Raw genomic sequence first — 19,522 nt, 5'->3', positions numbered from 1 at the left:
ACGAAAAACCTCTTTCATTGTTAGTGTCGGAACTCCAATGATAACTGATTTTTACGTCTTGGTGTTTTTTTATTTAGTTTTTCTTAAGGTGGCTAACTTGATTATAAAATTCGCCAATTAAATTTAAAGTACACTTTGGAGAAATTATTTGATGGTCCGATGAATGTTGGTTATCCACAGGATTCAGCGGACAGGAAGCAAAAAGATGCTTTGATGCAACAAAAAATCAAACAAATCGCTCAAACTAATATGGTTGATATTCTAAAAAAGTTACCAACTGAATTTTTAAAAGGTGTATATATGAAAAAGGATGTTTTAGAATATATTTTTAAAAATGGTCAGAATAGTCAGTTGGTAAATTTTCTTCAAAACAATTTTTAAAAGAAATATCTTTGGTACAATAACTAAAAAGACATGGGGGAATGCAGATGTTTTGGATTTTATTAATCGCCATCGTATTAATAAATTTTTACTTTTACACTCACCACGGAAAAATTAGTCGGCAAAAAGTTGCCAATATTTTAAACGATAAGAGTATGGTGGCTGATATTTTAGAGTTGGTTCGTAATCACACCGACACCAAGCAAGTATTAATCTTGTTGCGTAACAAGTACCTTTTAAATACGAAAGAGGCTACGGCAGTTTTGAAAGGTATCAAAGAAAGACAGTAAAAGTTATTCACATGTTAATAACATTTTTACTAATTCAAGTTAAATATCATTAGTCTGAATGCAATTGTCCAAAAATGGATGATTGCTTTTTTCGTGAAATAAAAGAAACCGTTTACAAAAGATGTTTAATTTGATATCATGAAGTCATTCGAACAAGTACTCATTCGAATGAGTGAAAAATTTGAAAGGATTTTTCAGCGCAACATTCGATAAAATTACGCCATTATACATGTTGGCCAACTCCACTTGGTCTATCCGGTTTTATCGGTTCCGGTGGTGATTGGAGAGCCTTTGTTTTAGCTATCGTCTGTGCTTTGATAGCCTTTTTGATCTGGTTCCCATTCATCAAGTTTTATGACAACAAACTTTACACAGAAGAACAAAATGCAGCCGTTGCTGCTTAATAAATAATAGGAGGATACATTTTTATGACAGGGTTTCCAAAAGGATTTTTATGGGGTGGTGCTGTTGCCGCTCATCAATTAGAAGGGGGCTGGGATGCCGGCAATAAAGGAGTTAGTATCGCAGATGTGATGACCGCTGGTGATAATGACACTGCCCGTGAAATCACTGATGGAATAATTCCCGGCAAAAATTATCCTAACCACGAAGCAATTGATTTCTATGGACATTACAAAGAAGACGTTAAATTATTCTCAGAACTTGGCTTGAAGTGTTTTAGAACCAGTATCGCCTGGAGTCGAATTTTTCCAAATGGGGATGAGGATGAGCCTAATGAAGCTGGTTTGAAATTTTATGACGACTTATTTGATGAGTTACACAAATATAACATCGAACCAGTAATCACTTTGTCCCACTTCGAGATTCCTTATCATCTCGTTAAAGAATACGGTGGTTGGCGTGATCGGAAGATGATCAACTTTTTCGTTAAATTTGCCGAAGTCGTTTTCAAACGTTACCAAGATAAAGTTAAATACTGGATGACTTTCAATGAGATCAATAACCAAACTGGTTTGAACGAATGGGGATTATTCACAGATTCAGGAATATTAGTTCAACCAGGTGAAGACGCTGAAAAGTTGATGTACCAAGCTGGTCACTACGAATCAGTTGCCAGTGCAATGGCAGTTCAAATTGGACACGAAATTAATCCTAACTTCAAAATTGGCTGTATGTTAGCCATGGGACCAACTTATCCCGCAACACCAAGCCCAATGGACAATCTCAAAGCTCAACGCGCCATGCAAGCTAACTACTGGTTTGCGGACGTACAATGTAAAGGTAAATATCCTAACTGGTTGAAGAAATATTTTGAACGCAAGAATTTTGATTTGGATATCACGCTTAGTGATTTGGATGTTTTGAAAGTCGGTGTGGTTGATTACATTGGTTTCTCATATTACGCTTCACATGTGATTGAAGCTGACAAGAATGAACCTGCTGACCTAATGACACCAACTAAGAATCATGAAGTTAAGAATCCAACTCTAGAACGTTCTGATTGGGGTTGGGAAATTGATCCAGTTGGTTTGAGATACGCCTTAAACTGGTTCAGTGAAAGATACGATTTGCCACTCTTTATTGTTGAAAATGGTTTGGGAGCCTTTGATAAAGTTGAAGATGGCAAGATTCATGATGAATATCGAATTGATTATTTGAGAAAACACATTGAACAGATGCGTTTGGCGGTTGAAGTCGATGGAGTTGATCTGATGGGCTATACTCCTTGGGGCTTTATCGATTTAGTTTCGGCAGGAACTGGCCAAATGGATAAGCGTTACGGTATGATTTACGTCGATAAAAACGATGCTGGAGAAGGTACTTTGAAACGCTCCAAGAAAGATTCGTTCGATTGGTTCCATAAAGTGATCGAAACTAATGGTACTGACCTTTCTTAATGTTGTATCATAATAATGATTATTAAAGCGTATCCTCAATTAATAATGGGATGCGTTTTTTATTTGGAAAGGAAAATCAAGTAATGCCAAAGAAGTTGGATACAAATACTTTGATTAAAGAGATTATTACTGAAATCGAATCTGGCGTTTTAGTAGATAACAATCGGAAATTGCCTTCAGAGCCGGTGCTAATGGATAAATTCGACGTTACTCGTTACACTTTGCGTCAAGCTTTAAAACAATTGAGTGAGATGGGTTACACATATCAAGTTCACGGTGTTGGTACCTTTGTCCGTCATCAACAATCCAGTGACTCCATTGCCTTGGAACACGAAGGTGGTTTGTCAGCGGAAATGAAACGAATCGGTCGTGATTTGAAGACGGAAAAGGCTACCGAAAAAATCATTTTGGCTTCTGAAGCCGAATTTCTTCCCCGGGCTCATCATTTTAGAGACGACGAGAAATTGATTGACATTAAACGTTGGCGCTCACTCGATGGCAAGCCATATTTGATGGAACATTCATATTATTTGCAATCAGTAATTGATGAGATTCCTCAAGAATCACTCTATGGCTCAGTCTTTGAATATTTTGAAAGAAGTCGCAATACGCAAATTGGTTTTATTGATCAGACAATTATGAGTAGTCCTTTACCAGAAAAAGCCGCTGAATTTATGGATATGCCCAGTGGTTCACCAAGTTTGTTGATGAATGATGAATCATATTTAATCAACGGTGAATTATTAGCTTTCTCAAGACAGTATTACAATTACCAGATGACTAAGTTATTCTTGATCAAAAAAATTCATTAAAAGGATCGATGACTATGCGTTCGGAGAAACAAATGCTGAAGACTATTTTTGAAGTAGCTAAGAAATTAGATATCAAAGCTATTGCCATGAATGGGTCGAAAGTTTATTCACAAAGTCAGGACTCATTTCAGGATTTTGATATTGTTTATTTTGTCGATGCAGACCAAAAACAGCGCTTGATATCTAATCGTACATGGCTAGAAGACTTCGGTAAAACTACTATCATGCAGGTTCCTGGCGATTATGAACCATTCTTTTTGTTCACTTTTTTGATGCTGTTTGAGGATGACAACCGCATTGATTTAGGTTTGTGTGACTTAAAGGATATTGCACAATGGCAAAAAAATGACCCCATCGCGAAAGTCTTGTATGATCCGCAAAAAATTTTGCCGACTGATTTACAAACAGGAGAAGAATTGTATTATCAAACTAAGCCAACACCAACAGGATTTGCGCGGGTTTGTAACGAATTTTGGTGGGTGTCGACTTACATCGTCAAAGGAATTATTCGCAAAGAGTTTCTTTACGCCAGTGATCATTTTTACAACCACTGCTTTCAAGAGTTTCTAAAAGTTGTTAGTTATGTGGTGGCCGCAAAGTACAATTATCAAGTGAATTTAGGTAAGAATCATAAATATTTATTTGACTGTTTAAGTCCAATAGAAATCACGCAAATTGAAAAAGTTTTAGATTTTAATAGTCTAGCAAAAATTACGCAAGCTTTATTTTTAATGCAAGAATTATTTGATAGCTATGCGCAACAATTTAGTGAAGCAACCGGTTATTCGTACAATCAAGACGAAGCTAAGCGAGTTATGGATTACACTAAGAGAAAATTATCGTAATAAAAAAGACGCAAATATGAATTTGCGTCTTTTTTATTTAGCCATAATATTTGTATAGATAGTAATAGCAACCATCAATAAGGTGAGCAGAAGAATGGTTGAAATGACAATCATATGTCTCTTCTTGTGCATCAGTAGGACGGCCACGAATTCACGGATCAAGGCATTTGGTAGAAAATAAAATCTAGTTGGTGCACCGACCCCATTTGCGGCAATTCCGGCTAGTTTGGCATACAAGCCAGCTCTAAAGATATGATAGTTATTACTGAAGAATTTGATTTTAGCTGAATTTGAACCAAAGTCTTCTTCGATAATTGCTTTTGAGAACTGCATGTTTTGTAAGGTGTTCTTTGATTTGTCTTCTAAGATAACGAAGTATTTGTCCCAACCGTGTTCGATTGCGTAATTGGACATGGCTTTGGCTTCTGACAGTTTCTCATCTTTTCCCTGACCACCAGAGAAGACAATCTTTGGTCGTTTGCGGCCTTTTTTAACTTGCTTATCAGCAAATTTCATAGCGGCATCGATTCGGTTACCTAAGAGTCGTGATACGGTATCGCCATTGATCAAGCCAGCTCCTAAAACGATTAGATAGTCAGCTTGGTATCGCTTAGGAAAGAATTGGTACAAGAAGACGTTGACCAAAAAATTGTACGAACAAACAATCAAGTAAGTTCCAATCAGCGGTAGACCAGTGATTAGAACGTTGAACCATTCCGGTAGAAATGAGCTATGTCGGCTGATAAATAGGTTGATAAACCAAAGAGCAATTAGGAAAATCCCCAAGAATAGTGTCAACATATTGGATAAGGTATGACTTTCTCGTTTCCAAACGATGAAGGCGTTCCACAGTAATAGAATCCACATCGAGATCATAATTAGAAAAATTATTCCCAGAATAAATAAAAAGATAAGTCCCATCACGATGATGAAAGCTTGATTGGCGGTACTGAAGATCAAAACCGCTAATTCAAGTAAAAAACTAAAGAAGAAGATTGAAAAGGTAATGCCGTTGATTAATCGTCGTGGTTCCCTTAGCCACATGAATAAGAAGATTCCTAACATGACTAAGGTTGCGATTCCCCAATATGCTGAAACCTTTTGGAGAGCATTTAAAATAGTTCCCTCATTCATTAATAAAATCACCTCTATAAGATAAATATTCCCTTATAAACAATAGATTAATTCTATCATAATGAGGGACTTATTAAGAATTTAAAGCGCTTTAATTATTATGTTATCCTTAAAATAGGTGGTGAAAATAATGGCAGTGAAATTGATTTTAAGTGATATTGACGGAACGATTTTGGATGACCAAAATAAGATCGACAGTAATTTAAAAGATTGCATCAAACAATTAAATAAAAAAGAGATTCCCTTTATCCTAGCTTCAGCACGTTCACCTCAAGGGATGTTGGCTTTAGCTGAAGAATTGGATGTAATGGATAATCCGATAGCATGTTTCAACGGCGCTTTAGTAGTTAAGGATTTAAAAGAAGACAATTATACTACCATTTTGAACCATGAATTAGACCGGACAGAAGTTGAGCACATTTTTAATTTGTTGAAGCAAAAATTTCCGCAAGTCACAATTAATTTGTATTCTGGAGTGACGTGGTATGTGGAAAAAATCGATAAATGGGTTAAAATTGAAGCAGATATTACTAAGTTAGTACCTATTAAAACTGATTTAAAAGATATTATCGTGAATTCGCAAATTCCCATTCATAAGTTACTTTTGATCGGTGACACTGACCAAATTACTAAAGCTTTAAAATTTTTCCAAACAAGATTTCCGAAGAGTGCCTTTTATTTATCAAAGGATAATTATCTGGAAGTCACGAATAAACAAGTCTCTAAGGAGAAAGCTTTACGTGAATTAGCTAAAATTTATCGATTGGATTTGAGTGAGACGATGACACTGGGGGACAATTTTAACGACGTGCCAATGCTTGAGTTAGCGGGGCTTGGTGTGGCGATGGATAATGCTCCTGATGAGGTCAAGCAGTCTGCTCGGGTTGTGACAAGTAGTAACAATCAAAATGGAGTTTCCTTTGCGATTAAAAAGTATGCTTTGAAGGAGGAATGATTTTGTCTAAAGTTACAGTTATTCGGGCGGATATTGCCAATTTGCCTTTTCGAGTTGATGCTATTGTTAACGCTGCCAATAATAAATTAATTCCGGGTAGTGGAGTTGATGGAGCTTTAAATAGTAAAGCCGGTCCTAATTTGAAGAAGGATATGTTAGCTTTCAATGGGACACCAACCGGCACAGCAGTTTATACGAATGCCTACAATTTAAAAGCTGATTATGTGATTCATGCCGTGGGACCGCGCTACGTTGACGGACATTCTGGCGAAGAAGCACTGTTGACGAGTGCTTATAACGCCGTTATGGTCTGGGCTAAACGGTTAAAACTTTGGACGATTGCAGTGCCATTTTTGAGTACTGGAGTTTATGGTTATCCGCTGTATGAAGCTATTTGGATCGCTATTGAGACGATTAAAAAATCAGACGCCGATACTGAAGCTTTTTTGGTGGCATTTGATAGTCGAACAGAAGAAATTGCTAAGAGCATTTTGGAAGAAAATTAATAGGCACTAAAAAGTACGTACTAGTCAAAAATATCTATTCAGCTTATATTATGAATACAAATTACATTTTGGAGGATAGATAATGGATCTTCATTTGACACATAAATTAGCCTTGATCACTGGTTCGACCAAGGGAATTGGTAAAGCAATTGCTACAGAAATGGCACGTGAAGGAGCTGACGTGATCATCAATGGTCGAAACGCTCAAGAGGTTATTAAAGTTGTAGCGGAATTGCAGCAACAATTTCCACAAACTAATCCTCAAGGTGCAGCTGCAGATTTGGCTAAAGCTGATGACCGTGAAAAAGTTTTTACAAAGTTTCCAAAAGTCGATATTTTGATTAATAACATGGGGATTTTTCAACCGATGGATTACTTTGATATTAATGATGATACTTGGGATAAATTCTTTAAGGTCAATGTTCTGGCAGGAAATTCCTTGGCAAAATTTTATTTACCTAAAATGCTCGAGCAAGATTTTGGTAGAATCATCTTTATCGCTAGTGAGGAGGCAATTATGCCTTCTGGAGAGATGCCTCAATACAGTATGACAAAATCGATGAATTTATCATTGGCGAAGAGTTTGTCAAAATTAACGGTTGCTAGTCACGTGACAGTTAACACCATCATGCCAGGATCTACTTTGACCGAAGGTGTTGAAAAGATGCTGGAAGATATGTACGGCAACAGCAATCTACCTAAGGAAAAATGGGAAGCAGATTTCATGAAGCATCATCGTTCTCGTTCACAAATCCAACGTTTGATTCGTCCGGAAGAGATTGGTCGTTTTGTCTCGTTTGTGGCTAGTCCAGACGCTTCATCATTTTCAGGCGAGGCTTTGAGATTAGACGGAGGCTTAGTTCCAACTATTTTCTAAAGCAATGTTATGATGGACTTCTTAGGAGGCATCGAAATGATTTGGCTTTGGACACATTTACTAACGTGGATCGTAATGGCAATCATGATTTTGTTAGCTATCTTTACCAATACGCACACAAAAATTTACGAAATGATCACCCGACTAGCTTATGTTGTGATTATCGCAACAGGAATAAAACTAGGAATTAGAGCTTGGTCAGTTGAACCGACATTATTAATAATAAAAATCTTGGTAGCTTTAGCCTTTATCGCTCTAGTAGAAATTACTTTTGCCAAAAAGGACCAGAAAAAATTACCTAATTCACTGATTGCAACAGTGATAGTGTTATGCTTAGTTGTAGCAGTATTAGGCTTCTTCTTAGCCGGCTGGTATCCGTTTGTGCAACATTAGAAAAATAATATTTAATACAAAACAGCATCTATTCCCGATGTACATGAATTTTAACTACATATACATAGGAACAGATGCTGTTATTTTTGTTATTAAATTATTTATTCAAAACCCAAATAGTTTTGATTTTATTATGAATAGAAATCCTATCCATTTTGAAATTTACGTTATTAATTGCAAAGAATAGGATTTAGTCTGGAGTACAATCCCTGTGATGACTCAGCTGCCAAATTATCCTTAGCGCTTTAGCGCTTAGGATAAGGCCAAGCTTTGAGATTTTGCGTACTTTGCAAAAGCTCAAAGCTGTGCCGGCAGCGTTCCAGCTCATCACAGGGATTGTGCGGAGGACGGCAATCAAACCCCAAAGTTAGTTTACCATTTGTTCATTAACGTATTGTGCATACAAATCGTGTTTTTGCATTAACTCTTTATGGGTACCATGACCAGTAACTTGACCATGTTCGATAAAGTAAATTTGATCTGCGTCAATGATTGTTGAAAGCCGATGTGCGATAACTAGAGTAGTTCGACCGATCATCAACTGATCTAAAGCACGTTGAACTTTTTCTTCAGATTCTGAATCCAAACTTGCGGTAGCTTCGTCTAACATCAAAATTTTTGGATCTCTTAAAAAGGCTCGGGCGATGGCGATACGTTGCTTTTGACCACCAGATAATTTAACGCCACGTTCGCCGATTTGCGTTTCGAGTTGTTCCGGAAAATCTTTGACGAAACTGTCGGCATAAGCCAGTTCTAAACCGTGCCAAAGTTGTTCGTCGGATAATTTTTCAGACAATCCATACTGTAAATTGTCACGAATCGAGCCAGCAAAAACGGCACTGTCTTGGGAAACGTAACCAATCTGTTTTCGCCAATTGGCAATTTGAACTTGGTCGATATTAGTTTCGCCAATATTGATTTGACCACTATCTGGTTGGTAAAAACGTTCTAGTAACGAGAAGATAGTTGATTTGCCGCCACCACTAGGACCGGCAAAGGCGATAACGGTGTTAGGTTTTGCCGAGAAGGAAACGTCGTGCAGAATTTGGTGATCCTGGTCGTAACTGAAATTCAAATTATTAGCCGTCAAAGTCTTTCCTTCGACATCGAGTTTTTCACCACGGTTGACTTCGGGTTTGGTATGAAGAATTTCTTGAATTCTTTGTGTAGAACCCATGGCTTTTTGAACTTGCGAGAAGAAAGTCGCAAAGCTAGCTACCGGTGTGATGATGTTGAACAAATATAGAAGAAAAGCGACCAGAGAACCACTACTTAATGTGCCTTGTTGGATTCTAATGGCACCGTAACCTAGAATGCCGACAAAAACTCCCAGCATAACGGTAGTCATGATTGGCTGCAGAATAGCCTCAATTTTGGCATCTTTGATACCAACTGTAAAAATTTTCTCAATGAAAGATCCGCCGGTCACTTTTTCAAATTTTTCACCATTGCTGGCTTTGATTAAACGGACTTCGGATAATTTTTCGCTGACGTCAGCATTAAAATCTGCAGTTGCAGCTTGAAGTTTACGTCCCAATTTGGACATGATCCGACCAATTGGTAGCAAAATTAAGACAACGATGGGGACAATACTAAACATCAACGAAGCCATTTTCCAGTCCATGAAAAACAAAATAACCATTGAACCAACTAATTGAATCGCTCCAGTGATGAAGTTGGGAAATTGGGCCGTGATCAGGTCTTTGATGACACTAGTGTCGTTAACTAGTCGGGATGAACTCTCGCCTGATTTGTGGTCATCGAAGTAATTGACGGGGAGTTTTAAGAGATGTTCCCAGAGCTTTTCACGTAAAGTTTTGACGGAACTTTCACCAACATAACGGAGAATAAAACCGCCAATCGTTCCAAATCCTAATTGAATGATGAACATCAAGATTAAAACGATTAACATTTTACTATCAAATTTGGAAAGTCCGCTGGCATCGACTAAATTTTTAGTCAATTGGGGGACAATCAGACTAGCACCACTGGTGACCAAACTGAGTAACATTCCGAGGAAAAACAGTGCCTTTTTAGGATTAACACTATTGATCAACTTTAAGAAATCTTTGAAATTAAAAGTTTCTTTTTGTTTAGGTGTTTCTAAATCATTTTGCATATTCTAACCTCAGTTTTTTAAAAACCATTTCCGAATCTGAAATCACGACGGAAATCGTTGTGGTGATTGGATCTGCGTGGGGAACAACCAAAGGGCATGCCATGCATATTTTCGCGCATATCACGGCGCATTTGAGCAATTTCTTCAGGGGATAAGTCGTGATCGGCATGCATCATTTGGTTACGCATTTGCATCATGGCTTTGAAACGGTCGGTCGGGTCGACAAATTTGTCAGCGTTTTGTTTGAAGTCATCGTCCCATCCGTCGGAAATTTTTTGTAAGTATTGGCTAAATTGAGTTTTTTCTTCATCGTTTAAGCCAGCTAAGAATTTTTCACTATAACTGGCATTTTTTAAAGCCGCATTCTCAAGTGCCTGTTTTTTCCCTAATTCAGTTAAGTAAACTAATTTGCTTCGCTTGTCGTTAGGGTCTTCTTGGCGCGTGATCAAGTTCTTTGTTTCCATCTTCTTCATTAACTCAGCGACTGAACTTGGACGTAGATCCAAAATATTAGTTAAATAGTTTTGAGTTAGACCATCTTCTAACTGTAGGACAGCTAGAACTCGTTGTTGGCCAGTTAGTTTTTGTTTCTTTTGGCTCATGAAGTAGTTAGCGGCTTCACTGATATAACGTAATTGTTTCATTAAATCATCGGTAATTTGACTCATAATTAAATTCCTCATTTCATTTTTAATTGTTTCGGTGCCGAACTTTATTTATGAAATGAATTATAGTTCGGTACCGAAACATTGTCAACTAGTTTAGAAAAAATATTTTTATGCCAAAAAACTAAATTGTTGACTTTCTTGTAAATTTTATTTAGTATGTAAACGGTAAAAATTATCATTTGTGACGATGAAATAAAACAGCATTATAAATTTTTATTAAAGAGGCTATATTATGGCAAAGAAATCAAAGATTGAAAAAAACAAGCGTCAAGAAGAGTTAATAGCTCGTTACGCTAAATTACGTAAAGAATTGAAAGCAAAGGGTGACTACATCGCACTTTCAAAGCTGCCTAGAGACTCTAGTCCAGTTAGATTAAAGAACCGTGATTCACTTGACGGTCGTCCTCATGCTTACATGCGTAAATTTGGTATGTCACGTTTGAACTTCAGAAAACTCGCACATGCTGGTCAAATTCCAGGTGTCAAGAAAGCTAGTTGGTAAAATAATGGAAAAAATGAATTTGGCAACTGCCTATCGTAACTTGAAGAGTCCTAATTTGAAGACTCGTAAGCGCGCCTTGAGAGCAATCAAGGATAGTAAGAAGAAAAATTAGAAAAATACTTTAGTTAACAGTAAACGCTTTCTTTCTCTGATATAATAAATTAGTAAAACACTTAATAATGGGAAAGAGAGGGGACAGACATGGCTGGTACGAAGAAGAAAAAACATAGTTTTCCGTCTGCGTATACTGTTATCGTTATTGTTCTAATTTTAGTTCAAGCTCTGACGTTCTTTATTCCATCAGGTAAGTACAGTACTTTGGAATATGACTCAGGAGCTGATAAGTTCGTCATTACTGAAGCATCTGGTAAGACGAAAAAAGAAAGTGCGACACAAAAGACCCTTGATAAATATAAAATTAAGATCAAGGTCTCAAAGTTTAAAGATGGTACGATTTATCGCCCAGCTGCGATTCCGAATACCTATCACCAAATCAAAAAACCAAAACGTGGAGTATTAGGAACAATCAATCAGTTCTTAACTTCACAAGTTCAAGGAATTGTGGACAGTGTTGACATCATCGTCTTTGTTTTAATTCTCGGAGGAGTTATCGGAATTGTTAACGCCACCGGGGCAATGGACTCAGGGATGATGCGCCTGTCTGAGAAATTGAAAGGAAAACAAAAATGGTTGATCGTGATCGTTACCTCACTGATTGCTTTAGGTGGAACGACCTTTGGCTTAGCTGAGGAAACAATCGCCTTTTATCCAATTTTGATTCCAATCTTCTTGCTGGCGGGGTATGATACCTTGACGGCAGTCGCGGCAGTGTACTTAGGAACGGCAATCGGGTCGATGAGTTCGACTATCAATCCGTTCTCAACGGTTATTGCTTCCAACGCTGCCGGAATCAACTTTACTGATGGCTTGCCAATGAGAGTCTTAATGTGGTGTGCGGCCGTTGGTATCTCAATTATTTATACGATTCATTATGCTGAAAAAGTTCGTAAGGATCCTTCCAAATCATTAGTTGCTGACCAAGCTCAAGAAGATAAGGACCGTTTCCTAGGAAATATGGATCTATCGACCAAGAGTGATTTCTCAATGCGTCAAAAACTCTCACTGATTGTTTTTGCAATTGGCTTTGTGGTCATGATTTATGGTGTTCAACAATTAGGCTGGTACTTCACGGAAATTGCGGTCGTCTTTTTAGCCGTAACGTATATTCTGATTTTCATTGCCGGCTTATCAGAGTCTAAGTTCGTTGATAGTTTTGTTAACGGAGCTAGAGACTTACTCGGGGTTGCTTTGACAGTTGGTTTAGCAAGATCTGTTGGTATCGTGATGGAAAAGAGTTTCGTCAGCGATACGATCATGAATTACTTTAGTGACAAGATCAGTGGGATGAATAGCGTATTGTTCATCTGTGTACTGTTCTTCGTCTACATCGTGTTAGGATTCTTCATTCAATCATCATCAGGTTTAGCGGTACTTTCAATGCCAATTATGGCGCCACTTGCTGATGTGGTTGGAATCGACCGGGCCTTGATTATTAATGCCTACAACTGGGGTCAAGGTTTGATTGGTTTGATTGCACCGACGGGACTTATCCTAGTCTCACTGTCGATGGTAAATGTCGGCTTTGATAAGTGGATCAAATTTGTGACGAAACTATTAGTTATGATAGTTGTCCTAATTTTAGTATTTTTAAGTGTTGGTGTTTTACTTTAGAGAGTGAAACAAGCCTGGCTTGTGCAACTCGTTTCAGTTAGAGTGCAAAACATAAAAATAAAGTAAATAGATCAAGGTAATCGTTTTTTGATGCCTTGATCTATTTTTTTAAGAAAAATTACCATCTCCTGTTCCGTATATATGCTGATACTTTAGAGATAAAAATAGTTATGTTCCAAACTCTTTGTTTGAAAAGATTTAGTCCGCTATAATTAAACTAACCATTTTGATTTGGAGGAAAATTATGTCAGATTATCGAATTGAAGAAGATACCTTGGGAGCTGTAAAAATCCCGGTAGATGCACTCTGGGGGGCGCAGACACAACGAAGTCGCAATAATTTTTCGACCGGTGAAAAGATGCCTTTGGAAATTATCAAAGCACTTTTACAAATTAAAAAAGCCGCTGCTATTGCTAATAAGCAGGCCGGCGCACTCAGTCTTGAGAAATCTGATTTGATCGTCCAAAGTATTGATCAACTATTGAAATTGCGTGATGAGGATTTAAGAAAAGACTTCCCATTAGTAATTTATCAAACGGGTTCAGGAACGCAAACGAATATGAATGTTAACGAAGTCGTCGCACACGTTGCTCAAAAAATTAATCCTGAATTAGAAATTTTGCCTAACGATGATGTCAATCTCGGTCAAAGTTCTAATGATATTTTTCCAACGGCAATGAACATCACGGCTGCTTTAGCGGTGGATAAACTGGAAAAAGCTTTAGAACACTTGATTTCTGAATTGAAACAAAAGCAAGCAAAATACTGGCAAGTTGTTAAAATTGGTCGCACACATTTACAAGATGCCACGCCATTAACTTTTGGCCAAGAGGTCAGTGGCTGGGTCAGCATGTTGGAGCATGACTTAGCTTTTCTACAGAAACTAAATCCGACATTAAGTGAATTAGCCATTGGTGGGACTGCTGTGGGAACGGGATTGAATGCCGCTCCTGGTTTTGCAGATACAATTGCCGACAAAATGACCACAGTTTATCAACATGAATTTACTGCTAAGACTAATAAATTTTATGGATTGGCTGCTCATTCTGGCTTGAATGTTGTTCATGGAGCCATTAAAACTCTAGCTAGTGATTTAATGAAAATTGCCAATGATGTAAGGTTTTTAGCTAGTGGTCCTAGATCTGGCTATGGTGAATTGAATATTCCTGCTAACGAACCTGGTTCATCGATTATGCCAGGAAAAGTTAATCCGACTCAAGCCGAAGCAATCACTATGGCAGCAGTTCGTGTGATGGGTAATGATGTCGTGGTCAATGTTGCTTCTAGCCAAGGAAATTTTGAAATGAATGTTTATAAACCAGTTTTGATCAGTGCCTTTTTGGAATCAGCTGAGTTATTGAGTGGCACAATTTTAGGATTTTCGGACAAAATGATTGCTGGCTTAACTGTTAATGAAAAACGAATGACCCAGTTAGTCGACCAATCATTGATGACGGTTACCGCTTTGTCACCACACATCGGCTATCACGCAAGTGCTGAGATTGCTCAACTCGCTCAACGTGATGGCACAACTTTAAAAGTTGCGGCAGTTAAATCAGGTTTTGTAACGGCTGAGCAATTTGACCAATGGGTCGTACCAATTGATATGACAAATATTGAGGAGAAATAAAATGGCGAAGAAATTTATTTTTACACCAACAAAGTTAGATCAATTAAAAGAAAAATATGATGTGATTATCATTGGCTCTGGGGCCACTGGTTTGACGAGTGCTATTCAAGCTTATGAATTAGGACTGTCACCAGTGATTTTGGAGAAAATGGATAAATTAGGTGGTAATACGACGCGGGCTTCTTCAGGAATGAATGCGGCCGAAACTTTTGTTCAATTGAATCATCATATTGTTGATAGTTTTCAAGAGTTTTATGATGAAACTTATCTTGGTGGTGGTAAGAAAAATAATCCTGAATTATTGAAGTTTTTCACAGAACACGGGGCTTTAGCCATTGATTGGTTGGCTCAGCATGATATTCACCTTGATGATTTAACAATTACCGGGGGCATGAAAGTTATGCGGACTCATCGTCCCAGTTCAATGGCGCCAATTGGTGGTTTCTTGATCACTGAATTGTTGAAGTTAGTTGCCAAAGATGAGATTCCTGTTTTTGATAAAATCAAAGTTGATGAATTATTGATGAAAAATGGGAAAGTTACTGGGGTCAAAGCTTTTGCAGAACAAGAAATTATTATCCATAGTGATGCTGTGATTCTGGCGACAGGCGGATTTGGCGCTGGCAAGGACCTACTAGCTAAATATCGTTCGGATCTGTTGAAACTACGCACGACTAACCAACCAGGTGCGACGGGTGATGGGATTGAATTAGCACAAAAAGTTGGTGCTAAATTGGTTGATATGGATCAAGTTCAAGTTCATCCAACTGTGCAACAGGACACGCCACATGCCTATTTGATTGGTGAAGCTGTTCGTGGTGAAGGGGCTATTTTGGTCAATAACTCGGCAGTACGTTTTGTCAACGAGTTGGATACTAGAAAAAATGTTACTAAGGCAATTGATGATCTAGGTGGTACCGGAGCCTTTTTGATTTTTGATAGCAAAATCCGTCAACGGGTAAAGGCTATTGAATTTTATGATCATATTGGGTTAGTTAAGACTGGGCAAAACTTGTTAGAATTAGCCGAAGAAATTAAAGTTGATCCACAAACCTTACAAATGACGGTGGATAAATGGAACTTTGCGGTGGATAAAAAAGCCGATGTTGACTTCAAACGAACTACTGGAATGGAACGTGGTATCAAAACTGGTCCGTTTTATGCAATTCACATCGCGCCAGCAGTTCATTACACAATGGGTGGCGTTGCAATTAACAATAAAACTCAAGTGTTAAATGAAAAAAATAATGTTATCAAAGGTTTATTTGCGGCCGGAGAAGTGGCTGGTGGTTTACATGGAAATAATCGTATCGGTGGAAATTCGATTGCTGAAACAGTTGTCTTTGGTCGTCAAGCTGGTCAACAAGTTTTTAAATATTTAGATAAATAATTAATTGTTTGTGGGATGAATTTTAGGTATTTGCCTGATTTATTCCACTTTTTTGTTTTTTCGACTAGTAGTAGAATGGATTGTAATTAATTTATTAGGGGGATTCAAATGGATTTTATAGGACCGCTGTGTTTGATTTTAGTTACAACGACGATTGCTGGGCATTTTTCCAATCGAATTGGTATACCTGCTGTAATTGGTGAATTACTGGTTGGGATAGTACTTGGACCGGCCATGCTCAATTGGGTCAGTTTAAATCAATTAGTTAGCGCCTTTGCAGATATTGGAGTGGTTATTCTGATGTTTTTAGGTGGCTTAGAAAGTGATTTGAAATTATTGCAAAAATATTTGCGACCAGCAATCATTGTGGCAATTTCCGGAGTGATTTTGCCAGTAGTAATTATGGGCGGTGTCACTTATTTGTTTGGATTCTCATTTTTGGAAGCTTTGTTCATTGGAGTCGTCTTCTCAGCTACATCAGTGTCAATTTCTGTGGCAGTTTTGAAACAATATAAGGCACTGTCAACTCGTGAAGGAGCGACAATTTTAGGAGCAGCAGTTGCCGATGATATCATCGGTGTCTTGTTGTTGTCATTAATGATAAGTTTGTTAGCTAGTCAAGGTATTCACGCAGGCACCTCACAGCCAAGTATCTTGTTAGTCTTGTTAGAACAGTTAGCTTTCTTCTGTGGTGTCTTCTTGTTAGTAAAGTGGATCGCTCCATATTTGATGCATTTGGGAGAACGATTAATCTTGCCATCAAGCGTTACCATCATGTCGATAATCATCTGTTTGAGTATGGCTTGGTTAGCTAATTTCGTCGGTTTAAGCGGTGCAATTGGCGCTTTCTTTGCTGGAATTGCAGTTGCAAATACTCCTTACAAGAGCTTGTTAGCTGATCACGTTGAACCGTTGGGCAATTCAATTTTTATTCCCGTTTTTTTTGTTAGTGTTGGCTTGAATATGACCTTAGATAATTTCTTTAAAAATTTAATGTTGGTAATTGTTTTGGTCATTTTAGCCGCCTTGACTAAGTGGTTCGGTTGTGGAATCGGTGCTAAAATTAGTGGTTTCGACAATCTAAGTAGTTCTGTTATTGGAACAGGGATGATTGCTCGTGGTGAAATGGGCTTGATCACAGCTCAAATTGGCCATCAAGCAGGGTTATTGAATAACACTGATTATTCAGCCATCATTTTAGTCATTATCTTAGTAACCTTGATTTCACCATTATTGTTGAAACAAACTTTGAAAAAATCTTTAGCATAAAAAAATCGTCAGTAATCAATTTGATTATTGGCGATTTTTTTATTTAATTAGTCATTTTGAGTGGAGAAAGTTGTGGATTTCTTGAGGAATTCTTCATCATCAGGATCAGCCCCGACACGTTTATCACAATCGAGTTTAGCAATTTGTTCCATTTCATCAGAACTCAATCTGAAATGATAGTCGAATAGATCAATGTTTTCTTTGATACGACTTTCATGAGTTGATTTAGGGATGATGACTTCACCACGTTGAATGTGCCAACGTAAAACAATTTGGGCGGGTGACTTTTGATGATTTTCGGCAATTTCTTTGATAACAGGGTTGTCGATCACTTTATTAATACCACCACCGAGCGGACTCCAAGACTCATGAACGATATGATGTTCTTTCAGATATTTGTGCAAGTCGTTTTCTTGAAGATAAGGGTGAGTCTCGATTTGGTCGACCATTGGAGCAATCGTAGCTGACTTCATTAACTGTTCAATATGGTGTGACTTGAAATTAGATACACCGATAGCTCTAATTTTTCCTTGTTTGTAAAGGTCTTCCATGGCACGCCAATTTTCTTCGAATCCAGCAGCGGGCCAATGGATTAAGTATAAGTCAAGATAATCCATGTTTAGTTTTTGTAAAGATTTGTTAAATTGAGTAATTGTTTCGTCATAACCACGGACATCGTTCCAAACTTTACTTGTAACAAATAAATATTTGCGGTCGATTCCAGTGGCTTTGATTGCTTTACCAACGGCTTCTTCGTTGTCGTAGAAACTAGCGGTATCGATGTGACGATAACCACTTTCGATAGCCCACTTAACGCTATCGAGGACTTGTTGGTCATCCATTCGGAAAACTCCTAGTCCAACTTGGGGAATTGTGACCCCATTTGCCAATTCTATATAAGGAATATTTGTTGCCATAAATGTACCTCCTGTTGATTTCTACCTCAATTATAGCCCACTTATTAGGAAGTGGAACGCTCGAGAATTTGTATATAAATTGTTTAAATTGTGTAAATTTTATAATTTTATATTTTACAGAAAATTAATCAAGATTTTACATGGCTTTGTTAATCTAAGTTTGTTCGAAAAATTGACAAAGAAAGTTGGGAGTTAGTTATGAAAAAAGGGCGATTATTAACCGCTGTTTTAGGGGTATTTTTATTGTTAACCGGTGTGTTAGCTGGTTGTTCTTCAAAGAGCGCAGCTTCACCAAAAGCAGGTGGCAACAGTAGTAAGGAAATTACAATGGTTTTCTATCCAAATGAATCTGCTAAGAACTTCAGTGCTTCACGTAAAGCATTGAAGGAAGAATTACACAAGGCAACAGGTAAGAAAATCAATATTCAAACAACTACAGATTACAACATTGCTATCGAAGCGATTGCTTCAGGTAAAGCTCAATTGGCCTTCATGGGTGCTGATGGCTATATCCAAGCACATGCTAAGAACAATAAGGTTGAACCACTTCTTCTTCAATCTGGTCCAGATGGTACAACTAAGGGAGCAAGTTACCGCTCATATTTGATGGTTCAAAAAGATAAAGCCGATCAATACAAGAAAGATGGCAAGTACAATATCGATAACATCAAAGGTAAGAAGATCTCATTTGTTTCAGCTAGTTCAACTTCAGGTTTTGCCGTACCAACAGATGAAATTCAAAAGCACTTCAAGTTGAAGAGTAAAGAAGACCTTTCAGAAGGTGGCAAGTTCTTTGACAAAGTTCTATATGGAAGTACTCACCCAGGTTCAGCTATTAACCTACTAAAAGGTGACGCTGACGTTGCTGCATTTGATGATGGTGATTTGACACCATTCTTGAAAGTTACATCAGGTAGTTATGACAAAGTCGGTTCAACATTTACTGTTAGAAGTGATGCTGATGCTCCATTTGCTGAATTCAAAGGTAAAGAATTAGTTAACCTTTCAGTTCTACCAGTTCAAAACGGACCTTTCGTTGTAAATGCTAAAGCTCTAAGTAAAGACGATATTGATGCAATTGCAAAACACTTCACATCTAAAGAAATCTTGGAAAACAAAGACTTATTCTCAGATGGAAAGGGTAAAACACCAACTCTATGGCAAAGAAAGTCAGAAAAGACACGTCTTCTAAAAGTTGATGATGACTGGTACAAGCCTACACACGAATTAGTTGGTAAATAAGA

Annotated in this window: 20 protein-coding genes and 1 pseudogene; 17 read left to right on the top strand and 4 right to left on the bottom strand. The window is 37.7% G+C overall.

The window, feature by feature from the left end; translation table 11 throughout:
- Nucleotides 1-135 precede the first annotated feature (135 nt).
- The 6 genes and pseudogenes from EGT49_RS10170 (at nt 136) to EGT49_RS10145 (ending at nt 4,187) form a co-directional block, all read left to right on the top strand.
- On the top strand, nt 136-381 hold the full coding sequence (locus EGT49_RS10170) for an RpiB/LacA/LacB family sugar-phosphate isomerase (protein WP_135373989.1): 246 nt from the start codon (nt 136-138) through the stop codon (nt 379-381).
- 47 nt (nt 382-428) lie between these two features.
- Entirely contained in the window at nt 429-671 is a 243-nt protein-coding gene (locus tag EGT49_RS10165) for a hypothetical protein (protein WP_135373986.1), read from the top strand.
- Nucleotides 672-904: 233 nt separating this feature from the next.
- Nucleotides 905-1,075, top strand: a pseudogene (gene celB / locus EGT49_RS10160) (PTS cellobiose transporter subunit IIC); the annotation flags it as partial.
- Nucleotides 1,076-1,099: 24 nt separating this feature from the next.
- Nucleotides 1,100-2,530, top strand: coding sequence for a 6-phospho-beta-glucosidase (locus tag EGT49_RS10155; protein WP_135373984.1), 1,431 nt, complete (start codon nt 1,100-1,102; stop codon nt 2,528-2,530).
- Between the two features lie 83 nt (nt 2,531-2,613).
- Nucleotides 2,614-3,342 (top strand): GntR family transcriptional regulator, encoded by a 729-nt coding sequence (locus tag EGT49_RS10150; RefSeq protein WP_135373982.1) that lies wholly within the window; start codon nt 2,614-2,616, stop codon nt 3,340-3,342.
- A gap of 8 nt (nt 3,343-3,350) precedes the next feature.
- Nucleotides 3,351-4,187 (top strand): aminoglycoside 6-adenylyltransferase, encoded by an 837-nt coding sequence (locus EGT49_RS10145; RefSeq protein WP_135373981.1) that lies wholly within the window; start codon nt 3,351-3,353, stop codon nt 4,185-4,187.
- A 33-nt stretch (nt 4,188-4,220) separates the two neighbouring features.
- Here EGT49_RS10145 and EGT49_RS10140 read toward each other — a convergent pair whose 3' ends face one another.
- Nucleotides 4,221-5,321 (bottom strand): YdcF family protein, encoded by a 1,101-nt coding sequence (locus tag EGT49_RS10140; protein ID WP_246013835.1) that lies wholly within the window; start codon nt 5,319-5,321, stop codon nt 4,221-4,223.
- Between the two features lie 130 nt (nt 5,322-5,451).
- Here EGT49_RS10140 and EGT49_RS10135 point away from each other — a divergent pair, with 130 nt between their 5' ends.
- The 4 genes from EGT49_RS10135 to EGT49_RS10120 all read left to right on the top strand — a co-directional run bounded on the left by EGT49_RS10135 (nt 5,452) and on the right by EGT49_RS10120 (nt 8,052).
- Complete coding sequence (locus EGT49_RS10135) at nt 5,452-6,276, top strand: HAD family hydrolase (RefSeq protein WP_135373979.1); 825 nt, start codon at nt 5,452-5,454, stop codon at nt 6,274-6,276.
- Between the two features lie 2 nt (nt 6,277-6,278).
- A complete protein-coding gene (locus EGT49_RS10130) occupies nt 6,279-6,782 on the top strand; it encodes a macro domain-containing protein (RefSeq protein ID WP_246013834.1) in 504 nt (167 codons plus the stop codon).
- Between the two features lie 82 nt (nt 6,783-6,864).
- A complete protein-coding gene (locus EGT49_RS10125; RefSeq protein WP_135373975.1) occupies nt 6,865-7,659 on the top strand; it encodes an SDR family NAD(P)-dependent oxidoreductase in 795 nt (264 codons plus the stop codon).
- A gap of 36 nt (nt 7,660-7,695) precedes the next feature.
- Nucleotides 7,696-8,052, top strand: coding sequence for a DUF1516 family protein (locus tag EGT49_RS10120; RefSeq protein WP_135373973.1), 357 nt, complete (start codon nt 7,696-7,698; stop codon nt 8,050-8,052).
- Between the two features lie 367 nt (nt 8,053-8,419).
- Here EGT49_RS10120 and EGT49_RS10115 read toward each other — a convergent pair whose 3' ends face one another.
- Both EGT49_RS10115 and EGT49_RS10110 read right to left on the bottom strand, forming a co-directional pair.
- The gene (locus EGT49_RS10115) at nt 8,420-10,171 is read right to left on the bottom strand and encodes an ABC transporter ATP-binding protein (protein WP_135373971.1); all 1,752 of its coding nucleotides are present in this window, start codon (nt 10,169-10,171) and stop codon (nt 8,420-8,422) included.
- 17 nt (nt 10,172-10,188) lie between these two features.
- Nucleotides 10,189-10,839 carry a MarR family winged helix-turn-helix transcriptional regulator gene (locus EGT49_RS10110; protein ID WP_167849826.1) on the bottom strand — a complete coding sequence of 217 codons (651 nt, stop codon included), beginning with the start codon at nt 10,837-10,839 and terminating at the stop codon, nt 10,189-10,191.
- Between the two features lie 232 nt (nt 10,840-11,071).
- Here EGT49_RS10110 and rpsN point away from each other — a divergent pair, with 232 nt between their 5' ends.
- From rpsN to EGT49_RS10085, 6 genes are all read left to right on the top strand, one after another.
- Nucleotides 11,072-11,341, top strand: a complete 270-nt coding sequence (gene rpsN, locus EGT49_RS10105; protein ID WP_135373968.1) for a 30S ribosomal protein S14 — start codon at nt 11,072-11,074, stop codon at nt 11,339-11,341.
- Between the two features lie 4 nt (nt 11,342-11,345).
- Nucleotides 11,346-11,453, top strand: a complete 108-nt coding sequence (locus EGT49_RS12520; protein ID WP_167849825.1) for a putative metal homeostasis protein — start codon at nt 11,346-11,348, stop codon at nt 11,451-11,453.
- Nucleotides 11,454-11,542: 89 nt separating this feature from the next.
- Complete coding sequence (locus EGT49_RS10100) at nt 11,543-13,072, top strand: YfcC family protein (protein ID WP_135373967.1); 1,530 nt, start codon at nt 11,543-11,545, stop codon at nt 13,070-13,072.
- A gap of 244 nt (nt 13,073-13,316) precedes the next feature.
- Nucleotides 13,317-14,702, top strand: a complete 1,386-nt coding sequence (locus EGT49_RS10095; protein ID WP_135373965.1) for a class II fumarate hydratase — start codon at nt 13,317-13,319, stop codon at nt 14,700-14,702.
- Nucleotide 14,703: 1 nt separating this feature from the next.
- Nucleotides 14,704-16,092: a flavocytochrome c gene (locus EGT49_RS10090; protein ID WP_135373963.1), complete on the top strand. Its 1,389-nt coding sequence runs from the start codon at nt 14,704-14,706 to the stop codon at nt 16,090-16,092.
- A 108-nt stretch (nt 16,093-16,200) separates the two neighbouring features.
- The gene (locus tag EGT49_RS10085; RefSeq protein ID WP_135373962.1) at nt 16,201-17,361 is read left to right on the top strand and encodes a cation:proton antiporter; all 1,161 of its coding nucleotides are present in this window, start codon (nt 16,201-16,203) and stop codon (nt 17,359-17,361) included.
- A 47-nt stretch (nt 17,362-17,408) separates the two neighbouring features.
- Here the strand turns inward: EGT49_RS10085 and EGT49_RS10080 are convergent, their stop codons facing one another.
- On the bottom strand, nt 17,409-18,278 hold the full coding sequence (locus EGT49_RS10080) for an aldo/keto reductase (RefSeq protein ID WP_135373961.1): 870 nt from the start codon (nt 18,276-18,278) through the stop codon (nt 17,409-17,411).
- 198 nt (nt 18,279-18,476) lie between these two features.
- Between EGT49_RS10080 and EGT49_RS10075 the strand changes: the two genes are divergently transcribed.
- Nucleotides 18,477-19,520, top strand: coding sequence for a phosphate/phosphite/phosphonate ABC transporter substrate-binding protein (locus tag EGT49_RS10075; RefSeq protein WP_135373959.1), 1,044 nt, complete (start codon nt 18,477-18,479; stop codon nt 19,518-19,520).
- The last annotated feature ends 2 nt before the right edge of the window (nt 19,521-19,522 follow it).

Source organism: Companilactobacillus suantsaicola (assembly GCF_004745525.1).
GTDB lineage: Bacteria > Bacillota > Bacilli > Lactobacillales > Lactobacillaceae > Companilactobacillus > Companilactobacillus suantsaicola.
The sequence above is the reverse complement of the archived record's forward strand: the minus strand, read 5'-3'. Positions and strand labels throughout refer to the sequence as shown.

Excerpts from the sequence above, each read along its gene's own strand:
- EGT49_RS10165 (WP_135373986.1), top strand. The coding sequence starts at position 429 with ATGTTTTGGATTTTATTAATCGCCATCGTATTAATAAATTTTTACTTT.
- EGT49_RS10155 (WP_135373984.1), top strand. The coding sequence starts at position 1,100 with ATGACAGGGTTTCCAAAAGGATTTTTATGGGGTGGTGCTGTTGCCGCT.
- EGT49_RS10150 (WP_135373982.1), top strand. The coding sequence starts at position 2,614 with ATGCCAAAGAAGTTGGATACAAATACTTTGATTAAAGAGATTATTACT.
- EGT49_RS10145 (WP_135373981.1), top strand. The coding sequence starts at position 3,351 with ATGACTATGCGTTCGGAGAAACAAATGCTGAAGACTATTTTTGAAGTA.
- EGT49_RS10140 (WP_246013835.1), bottom strand. The coding sequence starts at position 5,321 with ATGAATGAGGGAACTATTTTAAATGCTCTCCAAAAGGTTTCAGCATAT.
- EGT49_RS10135 (WP_135373979.1), top strand. The coding sequence starts at position 5,452 with ATGGCAGTGAAATTGATTTTAAGTGATATTGACGGAACGATTTTGGAT.
- EGT49_RS10125 (WP_135373975.1), top strand. The coding sequence starts at position 6,865 with ATGGATCTTCATTTGACACATAAATTAGCCTTGATCACTGGTTCGACC.
- EGT49_RS10120 (WP_135373973.1), top strand. The coding sequence starts at position 7,696 with ATGATTTGGCTTTGGACACATTTACTAACGTGGATCGTAATGGCAATC.
- EGT49_RS10115 (WP_135373971.1), bottom strand. The coding sequence starts at position 10,171 with ATGCAAAATGATTTAGAAACACCTAAACAAAAAGAAACTTTTAATTTC.
- EGT49_RS10110 (WP_167849826.1), bottom strand. The coding sequence starts at position 10,839 with ATGAGTCAAATTACCGATGATTTAATGAAACAATTACGTTATATCAGT.
- rpsN (WP_135373968.1), top strand. The coding sequence starts at position 11,072 with ATGGCAAAGAAATCAAAGATTGAAAAAAACAAGCGTCAAGAAGAGTTA.
- EGT49_RS12520 (WP_167849825.1), top strand. The coding sequence starts at position 11,346 with ATGGAAAAAATGAATTTGGCAACTGCCTATCGTAACTTGAAGAGTCCT.
- EGT49_RS10100 (WP_135373967.1), top strand. The coding sequence starts at position 11,543 with ATGGCTGGTACGAAGAAGAAAAAACATAGTTTTCCGTCTGCGTATACT.
- EGT49_RS10095 (WP_135373965.1), top strand. The coding sequence starts at position 13,317 with ATGTCAGATTATCGAATTGAAGAAGATACCTTGGGAGCTGTAAAAATC.
- EGT49_RS10090 (WP_135373963.1), top strand. The coding sequence starts at position 14,704 with ATGGCGAAGAAATTTATTTTTACACCAACAAAGTTAGATCAATTAAAA.
- EGT49_RS10085 (WP_135373962.1), top strand. The coding sequence starts at position 16,201 with ATGGATTTTATAGGACCGCTGTGTTTGATTTTAGTTACAACGACGATT.
- EGT49_RS10080 (WP_135373961.1), bottom strand. The coding sequence starts at position 18,278 with ATGGCAACAAATATTCCTTATATAGAATTGGCAAATGGGGTCACAATT.
- EGT49_RS10075 (WP_135373959.1), top strand. The coding sequence starts at position 18,477 with ATGAAAAAAGGGCGATTATTAACCGCTGTTTTAGGGGTATTTTTATTG.